Genomic DNA, 13,070 nt, shown 5'->3' with positions numbered 1-13,070 from the left:
GGGAAGCTGGATCTGCCGGTGTGCCGGGAGGAGTGGGCGCGGATGCGGCAGGCCAGGAAGCAGATGCAGGGCATGGCGCGGAATTCCTACTGGGTCATATCGCCCTTCCGGGGGAATTCCTCCGGGGACATTCTGGCGCTGGTGCTGGACTATGTACGCATGGTATTCCACGCGGACCTGATCAAGTTCGACAGCATGCTGAACACCGTGCGGGGGCATATCGGGGATGTGGATGCCATGATCGAGACGGTGGGGTATGTGGAGACCGTCATCGCCATCTGGATCTTCCGGGAGTCCCTGGGGGAGGAGGGCGCAGATGGGAACAGGGGATGGTGCACGCCGGATTTCCCGGCGGAGGGAGGCTTAAGCCTGGAAGAGGGCTACCATCCCATGCTCAAGGCACCTGTGAAGAACGGAATCGCCGCCCGGAAAGGTGTGCTGCTCACCGGCTCCAATGCCTCCGGCAAGTCCACTTTTCTCAAGATGGTGGCCCTCAACGCAATCCTGGCCCAGACCATCCACACCTGCGCGGCGGACAGCTACCGCGCGCCCTTCTACCATGTGTATTCCTCCATGGCCCTCCGGGACGATATGGAATCCGGGGAGAGCTATTATATCGTAGAGATAAAGGCGCTGAAACGTATCCTGGATGCCGCCGCAGGGGATGTCCCCATTCTCTGCTTCGTGGACGAGGTGCTGCGGGGCACCAATACCATAGAGCGCATCGCCGCGTCCACCCAGATACTGAAATCCCTGGGGCGCACGGGCATCCTCTGCTTTGCCGCCACCCATGACATCGAGCTCACGGAGCTCCTCCAGGACGATTTCGACAATTACCACTTCGAGGAGGACGTGGCGGAGGGGGACGTGGTGTTCAACTACAGGCTGAAGGAGGGGAAGGCCACCACCCGCAACGCCATCAAGCTGCTGGAACTGATGGGATATGACAGGGATGTCATAGAGAGGGCTACCGCCCAGGCAGAGCATTTCGCGGAGTCGGGTGTCTGGCAAAATGTAATCGATTGACGTATAGATATACAATTGATTTAAAGTCATGTCAAGGTATTTTCTCTGTATTTGCATAAAAATATGTATTGCGTAGGACTCATTTGACAAAAAGCTGCATTTTGATTATGATTATCATGAACTTGTGGTACAAATAAGTTTATCCATTATTGTGAAGAAACGGAGGAGAAAGGAAGTAAGTGGTCCTTCATATTCCTGTCCAATTCAGGCAGACTGTACTTGGAGGTATGGAGTAAAAACTGTCTATAAGGCATATCGATGTACGAGTGGATGCCCGTTAGACGGTTCGAAACAGATTGATGGGGTGCTAGGTAAATCAGATGTAAAAGTGCATAGTTCTTGTTATAAAGGAGTTGAATAGAGTTTTGTGCCAATGAATCTATACAAAAGCGTAGCCGTTGAATAGCAGTACAGCAGGAGGATTATGCCATAAAAGGCATGTCCTCCTATATATTTTGAAGACATGCAAATTCAAAGCCGTATATTATCCGATTGCGCAAGAGTCAATTGACAAAAATATGCAGTTTTGTGTATGATTTGATGTAGAGCAGGGGAAGAGGAGAAAAACACTTTAGGGATGTGAGTGCCGGGCCGGGAGAGGGGGAGCGATATGCAGACAGATGAATACGGTTTCAGAAATTGTACGATTTGGGAGGGCAGCATTATGTGGAAACTGCTATGCCGGATATTTGCGCTGCTGATGCTTGTGTCCGCCCTGGCAGGATGCGCAGACACCACAGAGGAAACTGTCTATGAGGCGGAATTCGTGGATTTCGGCATTTCTGAACCTGATATTTACAATGGGGAGAAGATGGAAATCTCCCTTTGTGGCGATGCGATGTATTATGTCATCCAGCACATCGAAGAAAAGGAAGGCCTTAATGGTGAATATAGATATGACATATACTGCATGCAGCTTGGAGAGTCCGGGAAGGCGAGTAGACTTCCCATCGAGATTCGATGCAACTATTTTTTGGAATACCCGAAAATTCTGCCTGATTGCCGCGGGGATTATTTCCTGGCATATAAAACCTATGGAAAGATATACGTGGAGAAATATGATGGGGATGGGAAGAGGCTTTTCAATCGCCAGATAGCGGTGAGGGAACATGATGAGTCCGACATTGAGATAAATGAGTATCTAGTGGGCATGGTGCAGGATGGGGCCGGAAACCTGTACGTTGCAGTCAAGAACGACATCTATCTGCTGGACGGGGATGGCAGAATCTGTGGAACTGCCTCCCTGGAGCCGGAGAGCATACACTCTTCCATAAACAGTATAGTCTGCGGTATGGACGGAAAGGTGTATTGCACTGCGGACAGGAAGATGTATAGGATCGACTTCGAAGCCAGCACTGCCAGAGAGGTAGGCCGCGTGGCTGAGAATTTCGGTATGGTGCCGGTGAGCGGGTCGGAATTCCTCGTGGCGGCATGGAAAAAGCTGGTCCTGTACCAGCTGGAGGAGGATATGACGACGGATTTGGTGGAGTGGCAGGACTGTGACTTGGACACGGAGCATCTGGTGGGGCTCACGAGGTTTGAGGACGGCAGGGCAGGCGTGTTGTTCTACGAAGGTTCCGAGCTGAGGATGGCCCTGATCCAGGAGACGGATGGGCGGGGGAAGCCCCAGAGGGAGGTGGTCACCCTGGGCGTGGTGATGCGCAATGAGAACCTGCGCAAATCGGCCTTGGCGTTCAACCGCCAGGGTGGCCCCTGCCGGGTAAAGGTAAAGGAATACTGGGACTACACGCCGGATTCGGGCATGACGCTGGATGAGGCCATAGCCAGCCTGAACCTGGACATCGTATCCGGCAGCTGTCCGGATATCGTGAACCTGCAGTACGGCAACCTGGACAGCTTCGCCTCCAAGGGAGCGCTGGAGGATTTGACCCATTTCCTGGAGGGGAGCGGACTGGAAAAGGAGGATTTCGTAGACGCGGTGCTGAAGGCCTACACGGTGGACGGAAAGCTTCTCTCCCTGCCGAACACCTTCTGCATAAATACCGTGGCGGTGCGCTCTGACCTGGTGGGGGCGAAGACGGCATGGACCCTGGACGAGATGATAGAGCTGGCGGATAGCCATCCGGACAGTGCGTTGTTCAGCCATGTGACGAAACAGGATGCGCTGGAGTTCTGCATGAAGATGAATCTGTCTTGTTTCATGGACTGGGGGAAGGGCACCTGCTGCTTCGACTCGGAGGAGTTCCGCAAAATCCTGGAATTCTCCAATCGATGGCCGCTGAAGGCTGTGTGGACGGACGACTTGGACGAGATAGACGTACAGTACAGCAGCGGGAAAGTCCTGCTATGCCCATTGAAGCTTTCCAGCCCGGATAAGATCAGCTATATCTATGAGATATATGACTGGGCGGATTTGACGTTCATCGGCTATCCCACTATAGACGGCAGCCCGGGGCATGGGCTGGATGGGGCGGGAGGCGCGTATGCCATCTTCGCCAAGTCCCCCCATAAGGAGGGGGCCTGGAGCTTTCTGGAGGCTCTCCAGGACAGCGAGGGAGAGGCTCTGATGGCATTCGCGGAAGGGTTCCCGGCGAAAAAGGATAAGCTGGAGGCGCTGTTCGAGGAATCCATGAAAGACCCTTATCTGACAAATCCGACGCCAGAGAAGAAAGAGAACCTTGTCCGGCGGCCTGTAAGCGGGACAGCAAGCGTGAGAGACGGTGTCTGGTATGAGAAGTCCAGTTATGTACCCATTCCCGAGGAGGTGGAGGAAATCAGGCGGCTGATAAGCCTCGCCAGGCCGGCCTGGCAGGACGCGGTGGCCATGTCCATCATCAAGGAGGAGGCAGCCTCCTATTTCCATGGGCAGAAGACCTTGGATGAGGTAGTAGGGCTGATTGACAATCGGGTCGGATTGTATATGGATGAAATGTCCTCCGAAGGGTGACCTACGAAGATGACAGGATGAAATAGAGGCGGATACCGGATGGCCAAAGGGAGGAGAGTGCGATATGAGGGAAAGCAGGAACGATTTCAGATGCAGGTTGCTGCCGCTGGCCGGCATGCTGCTTGCTCTGCTCTTTGCCCTGACAGGGTGTGCGCGCAGCACCGAGGGGCCTATGTATGTGGCGGAATTTATCGATTTGGACATTGCAGAACCGGATGAATTCAACGGTGAGGACATTGACTTTTCCCTCTGCGGGGATGAGCTGTATTATGTCACCACCTGCATGGAAGAAGTGCAATCCGGGAAGGACAGCTATGGAGTCCGATACCAGTATGACGTATACTACAGAAGGCTGGGAGAAGAGGAAGAAGCGCGCAGGCTTCCGATTGAACTGGGAGATGAGTGCCTTGACAGTTTCCAGATATTGCCCGATTCCGAGGGGAACTATTTCCTGGCATACAGGAAATCCGGCTGGGAAGAAGAGGAGATTTTTCTGGCGAAGTTCGATGGAACCGGGAAGAGGCTCTTTATGTGCCAGGTGGTACAGAAGAAGTATGAGAATCCGGGCATCCGCATGAATGAAATGATTGCAGGCCTGGCTCAGGATAAGGATGGGAACCTGTATGTTGCGGCGAAAAACCATATCTATCTGCTGGATGCGGAAGGGGAAAGCCGGGGAGATGTCTGCTTGGAGACGGAGACAGCCATGGACAGCATAAGCGCCATTGCCTGCGGTGTGGACGGCAGTGTGTACTGCGTCATGGCTAGGGATATGTACAGAATCGACTTCATGGACTGCCATGCCCGTCCGGTGGGAAAAGTGCCTCCGAGTATTGGGATGGCACCGATGAGCGAGACGAAATTCCTCATGGCGGGCCGGGATAAGATGACGCTCTATCATCTGGAGGAGGATACGGTGACTGACCTTGTGGAATGGCAGGACTGCGATTTGGATACGGAAAGGCTGATTGGGTTCACGAAGCAGGAAGACGAAACAGCGGTAGTGCTATTCTATGAGGATTCCAGGGTGAGGGCGGCTCTGATTCGAGAGACGGACGGCAAAGGGGAGCCCAGGCAGGAGGTTGTCACCCTGGGAGTGGTGCAGCGCAATGAAAGCCTACGGAAAGCGGCCCTGAAATTCAATCGGCAGGGCGGCCCCTACCGCGTAAAAGTCAGAGAATACTGGGACGATACGGCAGGCACGGAAGGGACTCTGCAAGAGGGGATTGCCAGCCTGAACCTGGATATCGTATCCGGCAGCTGCCCGGATATCGTCAACCTGAAATACGGCAGTCTGGAGAGCTTCGCCGCCAAAGGAGTATTGGAGAATATAAGCGTTTTCCTGGAAAAAAGCAGTCTGAAAAAAGAGGACTTCGTGGATGCTGTGCTAGGAGCTTACACAGTGGACGGTAGGCTTCTCGCTCTGCCCAGTACCTTCAGCATAAAGACGGTGGCGGTGCAATCTGACCTGGTGGGCGCGAAGACGGCATGGACGCTGGACGAGATGATGGAGCTGGTGGAGAGCCATCCGGACAGCATGCTGCTTGAGTATGCCACCAAGCAGAAGGTGTTGGAGTTCTGTCTGGAAATGAACCTGCCCTGCTTCATGGACTGGGAGAAGGGCAGCAACAGCTTTGACTCGGAAGAATTCCGCGGGATACTGGAATTCTCCAACCGGTTCCCTCTGGAGGATACGCTGGAGCTGGAGGCAAGTGAGCGCATTGCGCTGTACAGTAGCGGGAAGGCGTTGCTGTATCCGGTGGAAATTGCCAGTCCGGATAAGGTCAGCTACATTTATGAAAGTTTCGGATGGAAGGATGTGACCTTTATCGGTTATCCTACCATGGACGGCAGCCAGGGCCATCGGATGGACGCGGCAGGAGGCGTATATGCCATTTTTTCCCAATCGTCCCACAAGGAGGGGGCCTGGAGCTTCCTGGAGGCGCTTCTGGACAGTGAGGGGGAGGCGGTGATGGTATATGCAGAGGGGTTCCCGGCGAAAAAGGATAAGCTGGAGGCTCTGCTTGCAGAATCCATGGAAGACCCTTATCAGACAGACCCTCAGTCGGGGAAGACCGTGACAGATACTCAGGGAAATCCAGTCCGCAGATTCACAGGGGGAGTATCTTATCTGATGCCGGACGGAAGCATCTATGGAAGGAACAGCTATGCGCCTCTGCCGGAGGAGGTGGATGAGGTCAGGACACTGATCAGTCTCGCCAGACCTGCCTGGCCGGACGAGGAGGTCATGGCCATCATCCGGGAGGAGGCTGCCGCCTATTTCAACGGGCAGAAGACTTTGGATGAGGTGATTGGAGTGATTGAGAACAGGGCCAGTCTGTATATGGGGGAGAAATGAGAGTGAGGGGAACTGAGGTTGGGCGATGCCCAGGTTCAAGAGGGCTCCTTGATGCTGATGGAGAAACCGGGGTAAAAAAGCCGGAGTTGGAGCCGACCTGTACTGTCTACAACATCAATCCGGGGAAGAACCGGAAGCTGTTGTCGGAATGCCCGGTCTTAGGGCAATATATGCTCTTTGTAGGTCATATGCGGGAGTACCTGGGGAAGGATTCGGAGAAGGATTTGGGAAAAGCGATTGACAAGGCTATAGAACGCTGCATCAGGGAAGACGTGCTGCGGGAATTCCTGATGCGGCGCCGTTGGCACGGTTAGTGATGTTTCGTGAAACAACCCTGCCCAAGAATGAAATCCATCTTGACGCAGAGACACAATATCTGGTATACTGTTCTGGTGGAAGGCTCTATATAAAACGAGGGATAGTGCTTTAGAAAGGAAGTATGGAATCATGCTAGTTAGTTTTCTGAATTCATTCATGTCTTATTTTATGGTGATGCTTGTCATCGTGGTAGTTGCGGGAGTAGCCACTGCCATCGGGATTACCATGGCGAAGAAGAAGGCGGCGCAGGAAGCGGCTGTAGCTTCCATTAAGGGGGGCAATGAATAGGTTCACCACGATTTTCTGGGATGTGGACGATACGCTCCTGGATTTTGCGTATTCCCAAAGGCATGCCCTTTCGGAATGCTTCCGCTCTATCGGCAGGGAAATGACGGAGGCGGAGCTTGCGCTGTATACACAGATCAATGACGACTACTGGAAGCGCCTCGAGCTGGGGGAAGTGACGAAGGAACAGTTGCTGACGGGACGCTTTCTTTTGCTGTTCGAAAAGCTGGGGATAGAGGGCGTGGACGTGGAGGGCTTCCGGGCCGGATACCAGGCCGGGCTGGGAAGCACCTTCTCCTTCCTGGACGATTCCCTGGCCATCTGCAGGAGTCTGCGGGGAAAAGTGAGGCAGTACGTCATCACCAACGGTGTCACCTCCACCCAGAGGAGCAAGCTGAAGCTGTCGGGGCTGTCGGAGGTCATGGACGGTGTCTTCATCTCCGAGGAGATCGGAAGCCCTAAACCGCAGAGGCAGTTTTTCGACCATTGCCTGTCCCATGTGGAAGAGAAGGACAAGTCCCGGATCCTGATTGTAGGGGACAGCCTGACCAGCGACATCAAGGGCGGGGTACAGGCCGGGATTCCCACCTGCTGGTATCGGAGAGGCGCAGGGACTATGGACGAAGTCCTGGGGGCGGGCTGCAGGCCGGACTACGAAATCAGCGACTTACATAAGATATATGACATTTTGGGCCTGCCGCAGTGACTGCTCACTACGGCAGAATTTATATGCAGCCTGCATGGCAGGGCGTGAAAGCCGCCATGGCCAAGCGCCCTGCTTTAGAGACGACAGAGAACAGATGACAGAAAATAGACGAAAAATAGACGACAGAAAGGACATGGAAAGATATGGCCAGAGCGTCGGGGCAGAAGCTGAAGCTGCTGTACATTGTTAAATTTTTGTCAGAGAACACGGACGAGCATCATCCCGCCAGCACGGCGGACATCATCGCCCATCTGGAGGCCAACGGCATCCACTCCGAGCGCAAGAGTGTCTACGATGATATCGAAAAGCTGTGCGACTTCGGCTACGATATCGTCCAGGTCCACAGCCGTCTGGGCGGCGGCTATTACATGGCGGGCAGGGAGTTCGAGCTGGCGGAGCTGAAGCTCCTGGTGGACGCGGTGCAGTCCTCCCGTTTCCTCACCACCAAGAAGTCCCGCAGCCTGATCGGGAAGCTGGAGCAGATGGCCGGGAAGCACGATGCCGGAAAGCTGCAGCGCCAGGTCTACGTGGCCGGGCGGATCAAGACGGAGAACGAGAGCATCTATTACAGCATCGACAATATCCACCGGGCCATCCAGGAGAACCGCCAGATTTCCTTCCGGTATCTGGAATGGAACCTGAAAAAGGAGCTGGTCCCCCGGGCCAACAGCGAGAGGACGGTAAGCCCCTGGGCGCTGATCTGGCAGGACGAGAACTATTACCTGGCGGCCTATGACGGCAGGGACGCCTGCATGAAGCACTTCCGGGTGGACAAGATGGGCAAGGTGGAGGTGTGCAGGGAGGCCAGGGAGGGGCTGGAGCAGTTCGAGAAGGTGGATCTGGCCCTGTACACCAATCAGATTTTCGGCATGTACGGCGGGGAGGAGGCCGTGGTGACATTGCAGCTCCCTAACCGGCTGGTGGGCGTGGTGCTGGACCGCTTCGGCAGAGAGGCGGATATCCGGCAGATGCCGGATGAAAGGTTCCGGGTCAGGGCTAAAGTGATGGTCAGCGGCCAGTTCTTCGGGTGGCTTGCGGGAATCGGGCGGGATGTGGAGATAGTGAGCCCGGACATCGTCAGGGAGCGGTACAGGGAATGGCTGGAGGGCATCCTTGCGTCCATGGGGACTGTGGACTGAGGGGATGCGATGCCTCTGGGCAGGGGATTGGCCACAGAAAGAAGCAGGCGAGAAAGGTAGGCAGAGAGGTATGATAAAAGCATTTCGGGAGACGCCATGGTATGAGGAATACCGGAGGGTTCAGGACAATCCGGCATACGGACAGGGGAAGATGCTGCGGGCGCTGTCGGACTTAGTGGGCCGGGTAATCGGGGAGCGGTGGAGGGACTCTTTCGTCTTTCGGCAGGAGGACATCCACAGCGCGAACGGCAATGACGCTTTTGAGCTTCAGCAAGAGGACAACAGGATAGTCATCTGCGGGCCGAACGGCATTTCCATGGCCTCCGGCCTGAATCATTACCTGAAAAAATACGCGCTGGTGAATTTCAACCCGCTTTTTGTCAGCAATATAAAGATGCCCCAGCGGCTGCCTGCCCTGACAGGCAGGATCCGGCGGAGCACCAGCTATGACGTCCGCTATGCGCTGAATTTCTGCACCTACAGCTATACCATGGCATTCTGGGGCTGGAAGGAATACGAGGCGCTTTTGGACTGGTTCGCCTTGAACGGGGTGAACCTGATGCTGGACATCGTGGGCCAGGAGGAGGTGCAGAGAAGGTTCCTGAGGGAGTACGGCTATTCGGAGGAGGAGATTGGGGCGTACATTCCGGGGCCGGCGTATCTCCCCTGGTTCTTCATGCAGAATATGTCCGGATTCGGCGGCCCGCTGCCGGGGAAATGGTTCGAACAGCGGGTGGAGCTGGCCAGAAGGATGCACGACCGGATGCAGGCTTTCGGAATTCGGCCCGTGCTGATGGGCTTCGCCGGGATGGTGCCCGGGGATTTCGGGGCAAAGCATCCGGAGGCCTCCGTGATTGAGCAGGGGCTCTGGTGCGGCTTCTCCCGTCCCGCCATGCTGTGGGTATGCGGCTCCGAGGGAAAGGACTGCTTTGGCCCGGCCGCGGATACCTTTTATGCCAAGCAGGAGGAGGTCTTCGGCCCCATCACCCATTATTACGCCGTGGATCCTTTCCACGAGGGCGGGAAGATGGGGGATATGAATCCTACCGCCGTCTACCACCGGGTCCAGCGCAAGATGCTGGAACACGACCCGCAGGCTGTGTGGCTCCTGATGCAGTGGCAGGGGCAGATCACGGATGCAAAGCTCAGCGGCCTCTGCAGGCCGGAGCAGGCCCTGGTACTGGATCTCCAGGCGGACCGCAGGCCCTATCACGCAATGATGGAGCGCCACAAAGTCCCCTGGATCTGGAGCATGGTGCACAATTTCGGCGGCCGCATGGGCGTAGACGGCGATGTAGTCACTCTGGCCAGGGACATCCCCGCCGCCTGGCAGGGCAGCTCCTATATGAAGGGGATCGGCGCCGCGCCGGAGGCCTTCGACAGCGGCCCCGTCATGTACGACCTGCTCTTCGATATGGCCTGGGAGGACGGGCCCGTTGACTGCGGACAGTATGTGCGGGAGTATGCGAAGTCCCGGTACGGCGGGAGCGACAGCCATCTGGAGCGGGCCTGGGACATCCTGCTGCACACGGCGTACTGGAAAAAGGACATGTACGCCCAGGGGGCAGGGGAATCCGTCATAAACGCAAGGCCCTCGGAGACCTTCCGCTCCGCCTCCACCTGGGGGCACAGCGCCTTTGAATATGACCAGAAGGCCCTGGAACAGGCCCTGCCGGAATTGATTGCGGCCTACGACGATTATCAGGATTCGGAAACATTCCGGTACGACCTGGTGGATGTGGCGAAGCAGATCCTCTCCAACGCGGCCAACAGCCTACACCGGCAGATGATGGCGGCATATTATGGCAGGAATCTGGATTTGTTTGAGAAGCTTTCCGGAAAGTTCCTGGACCTGATTCGGCTGGAGGACAGGATACTGGGCTTTTGCCCTGATTTTACCCTGGAGAATTGGATTCAGGCTTCCAGGAGCGTGCTGGCAGGGGCGGACGAACAGGAAAAGGATCTCTTTGAGTTCAACGCCAGGGCGCTGATCACCACATGGGGGGATTATCAGAACAGCGAGGACTGTCTGCTGGATTATTCCAACCGCCAATGGGCCGGGGTCACGGAGAGCTATTGCCTGAAACGGTGGGAGGACTTCGTCCGGCGGTATACGGACAGCCTGAAGACAGGCAGGGAGCCGGAGCCCTTCGCGTATTTTCCCATGGAATGGGCGTGGGCCAACCGAAAGACGAGGGAGGATGCGCCAGAGCACGCCGCTTCCGGGGATAGCCTGAAAATGCTGGCGGAAAAGGTTTTCCGGGAATACTCCCAGACGGCCATGGAGAGAGACAAGGCCTATCAGGCGGTTTCCGAGCCCGTGAACCTGGCGCTGGGCCTGCAGGTGACCGGCAGCATGGAGGCAGACCCGGCATACCCTTACGCCAACCTGACGGACGGCAGGCTGGACACAGTGTGGAAAGCGGCAAAGGTACAGTGGCCTGTCTCGCTGACCATAGACCTGGGCCGGGAGAGCTATATCAGCCGGATCGAGTTTTCCATGCCCCAGGTGGCCGGGGATTTTCCTCTGTCCTATTCGGTTGAGGTCTTTGAAAAGGGAGCGTGGACAGCTCTTCCTGTGGCGGAGAGAGAGACCCTGCTGGGAACGATTTCCGTCCCATGCAGCTGCATTGCGTCCGGAGTACGGCTATCCCTGCGTGAAAAACAGCCCTGGGGACTGCCGGCGGAGCTTGCCGGGTTCTCCGTATACGGCTTTGAACGGCCATCTCTGTAACGGCGAGGGCGGGGTTGGCGGATGGGGTTTTAAGAGGTATGCTTTGGGGGGCAGCGAGCCTGGATACCCTGACTGACGTGGTAGAGTGGCAGGACTGCGACCTGGACACGGAGCGTCTGCTGGGATTTACAAGGCTTGAGGATGGCAGCACGGCTGTGCTGTTCTGGGAAGATCCGGGGGTGAGGATAGCCCTGATCCGGGAGACAGACGGGCGGGGAGCGCCCCGGCGGGAAACCGTTACCCTGGGCGTGGTGTCGCGAAATGACAGTCTGCGGAAAGCGGCTTTGGCTTACAACCCAGGGAGGTCCTTATCGGATTAAGATAAAGCAGTACTGGGATAATATGTTAGGTTCAGGGCAGACAATCAAGGAAGCCAGCGCCAATCTGAACCTGGACATCGTATCCGGCAACTGTCCGGACATCGTCAATCTGCAGTATGGCAGCCTGGGCAGCTTCGCCTCCAAAGGAGTGCTGGAGGATCTGACGCGCTTTCTGGAGGAGAGTGAGCTGGAAAAGGAAGATTTCGTGGATGCGGTGCTGGAGGCTTATACGGTTGACGGAAAGCTCCTCTCCCTGCCGAATACCTTCTGCATAAGGACCGTGGCGGTGCGCTCCGACCTGGTGGGCGGGAAGACGGCATGGTCGCTGGAGGAGATGATGGAACTGGCGGAGAGCAGGCCGGAGAACAAGCTGCTGGCATCTGCCACCAAAGCGGATGTGCTTGACTTCTGCCTGAAGATGAACCTGTCTTATTTTATGGACTGGGAGGCAGGTACCTGTAGCTTTGCTTCCGAGGAATTTGGCAGGATTCTGGAATTTTCCAACCGCTTTCCCCTGGAGGAAAGGGAGGGAGAGGATCATGACCAGATCAATGACCGCTACAACAAGGGAAAAGTCCTGTTATATCCGGTAAATCTGGTCAGTCCGGACGAAATCAGCTATGTGTATGAGGGATTCGGCTGGAAGGACGTGACGTTCATCGGTTACCCCACCATGGACGGCAGCTCCGGGCACAGGCTGGACGGCGCCGGGGGCGCATACGCCATTTTTGCGAAGTCCCCTCAAAAAGAAGGGGCATGGGACTTCCTGGAGGCGCTTCAGGACAGCGAAGCGGAAGGAATCCTGACATTTGCGGAAGGATTTCCGACGAAAAAGGAAAAGCTGGAGGAGCTGCTGGCAGAATCCATGGAGGATCCCTACAAGGTGGATTGGCAGTCGGGAGAGACCGAAAAGGACAGCAAGGGGAACCCGGTTCGGAGACCCACAAAAACAGAAGCATTTATGATGCCAGATGGCAGCCTCTATGAGAAGCACTACTATGTACCGCTTCCGGAGGAGGTGGAGGAACTCAGGAGGCTGATCGGCCTTGCCAGGCCCGCCTGGCAGGACGAGGAGGTCATGAACATCATCCAGGAGGAGACGGCCGCATATTTCCACGGGCAGAAGTCGCTGGAGACGGTGACAGGGCTGATCGACAATCGGGTGGGGCTGTATATGAATGAGAGGTGAAGGGGGTTCCGGGGGGGTTCCGGGAACCGAAGTTAGTGTATAATTATTATTGGCAGAGGGAGGGAGCAGACTAAAAATAAAAGGGA

Annotated in this window: 10 protein-coding genes; all 10 read left to right on the top strand. The window is 55.9% G+C overall.

Annotated features, from left to right (window positions below; all coding sequences use genetic code 11):
- Nucleotides 1-63 precede the first annotated feature (63 nt).
- The 10 genes from Q2B33_RS17395 to Q2B33_RS17350 all read left to right on the top strand — a co-directional run bounded on the left by Q2B33_RS17395 (nucleotide 64) and on the right by Q2B33_RS17350 (nucleotide 12,984).
- On the top strand, nucleotides 64-1,026 hold the full coding sequence (locus tag Q2B33_RS17395) for a hypothetical protein (protein WP_330691394.1): 963 nt from the start codon (nucleotides 64-66) through the stop codon (nucleotides 1,024-1,026).
- Nucleotides 1,027-1,690: 664 nt separating this feature from the next.
- Nucleotides 1,691-3,934 (top strand): ABC transporter substrate-binding protein, encoded by a 2,244-nt coding sequence (locus Q2B33_RS17390; RefSeq protein WP_300569047.1) that lies wholly within the window; start codon nucleotides 1,691-1,693, stop codon nucleotides 3,932-3,934.
- A 64-nt stretch (nucleotides 3,935-3,998) separates the two neighbouring features.
- On the top strand, nucleotides 3,999-6,293 hold the full coding sequence (locus Q2B33_RS17385; protein ID WP_300569050.1) for a hypothetical protein: 2,295 nt from the start codon (nucleotides 3,999-4,001) through the stop codon (nucleotides 6,291-6,293).
- A gap of 2 nt (nucleotides 6,294-6,295) precedes the next feature.
- Complete coding sequence (locus Q2B33_RS17380) at nucleotides 6,296-6,607, top strand: hypothetical protein (RefSeq protein ID WP_300569053.1); 312 nt, start codon at nucleotides 6,296-6,298, stop codon at nucleotides 6,605-6,607.
- Nucleotides 6,608-6,740: 133 nt separating this feature from the next.
- Entirely contained in the window at nucleotides 6,741-6,899 is a 159-nt protein-coding gene (locus tag Q2B33_RS17375; RefSeq protein ID WP_300569056.1) for a hypothetical protein, read from the top strand.
- Complete coding sequence (locus tag Q2B33_RS17370) at nucleotides 6,892-7,602, top strand: YjjG family noncanonical pyrimidine nucleotidase (protein ID WP_300569059.1); 711 nt, start codon at nucleotides 6,892-6,894, stop codon at nucleotides 7,600-7,602. Before Q2B33_RS17375 ends, Q2B33_RS17370 begins: the two co-directional genes overlap by 8 nt.
- A gap of 143 nt (nucleotides 7,603-7,745) precedes the next feature.
- Complete coding sequence (locus Q2B33_RS17365; RefSeq protein ID WP_300569062.1) at nucleotides 7,746-8,741, top strand: YafY family protein; 996 nt, start codon at nucleotides 7,746-7,748, stop codon at nucleotides 8,739-8,741.
- 70 nt (nucleotides 8,742-8,811) lie between these two features.
- Complete coding sequence (locus Q2B33_RS17360; protein WP_300569065.1) at nucleotides 8,812-11,475, top strand: alpha-N-acetylglucosaminidase TIM-barrel domain-containing protein; 2,664 nt, start codon at nucleotides 8,812-8,814, stop codon at nucleotides 11,473-11,475.
- Nucleotides 11,476-11,513: 38 nt separating this feature from the next.
- A complete protein-coding gene (locus tag Q2B33_RS17355; RefSeq protein WP_300569068.1) occupies nucleotides 11,514-11,795 on the top strand; it encodes a hypothetical protein in 282 nt (93 codons plus the stop codon).
- 22 nt (nucleotides 11,796-11,817) lie between these two features.
- Nucleotides 11,818-12,984 (top strand): ABC transporter substrate-binding protein, encoded by a 1,167-nt coding sequence (locus Q2B33_RS17350; RefSeq protein WP_300569070.1) that lies wholly within the window; start codon nucleotides 11,818-11,820, stop codon nucleotides 12,982-12,984.
- The last annotated feature ends 86 nt before the right edge of the window (nucleotides 12,985-13,070 follow it).

It is taken from the genome of uncultured Acetatifactor sp., from assembly GCF_948601915.1.
GTDB lineage: Bacteria > Bacillota > Clostridia > Lachnospirales > Lachnospiraceae > Acetatifactor.
This window is presented reverse-complemented; position numbering and strand designations above follow the sequence as displayed.

Coding starts and splice junctions, on each gene's coding strand:
- Q2B33_RS17395 (WP_330691394.1), top strand. CDS start 64: ATGCAGGGCATGGCGCGGAATTCCTACTGGGTCATATCGCCCTTCCGG.
- Q2B33_RS17390 (WP_300569047.1), top strand. CDS start 1,691: ATGTGGAAACTGCTATGCCGGATATTTGCGCTGCTGATGCTTGTGTCC.
- Q2B33_RS17385 (WP_300569050.1), top strand. CDS start 3,999: ATGAGGGAAAGCAGGAACGATTTCAGATGCAGGTTGCTGCCGCTGGCC.
- Q2B33_RS17375 (WP_300569056.1), top strand. CDS start 6,741: ATGCTAGTTAGTTTTCTGAATTCATTCATGTCTTATTTTATGGTGATG.
- Q2B33_RS17370 (WP_300569059.1), top strand. CDS start 6,892: ATGAATAGGTTCACCACGATTTTCTGGGATGTGGACGATACGCTCCTG.
- Q2B33_RS17365 (WP_300569062.1), top strand. CDS start 7,746: ATGGCCAGAGCGTCGGGGCAGAAGCTGAAGCTGCTGTACATTGTTAAA.
- Q2B33_RS17360 (WP_300569065.1), top strand. CDS start 8,812: ATGATAAAAGCATTTCGGGAGACGCCATGGTATGAGGAATACCGGAGG.
- Q2B33_RS17355 (WP_300569068.1), top strand. CDS start 11,514: ATGCTTTGGGGGGCAGCGAGCCTGGATACCCTGACTGACGTGGTAGAG.
- Q2B33_RS17350 (WP_300569070.1), top strand. CDS start 11,818: ATGTTAGGTTCAGGGCAGACAATCAAGGAAGCCAGCGCCAATCTGAAC.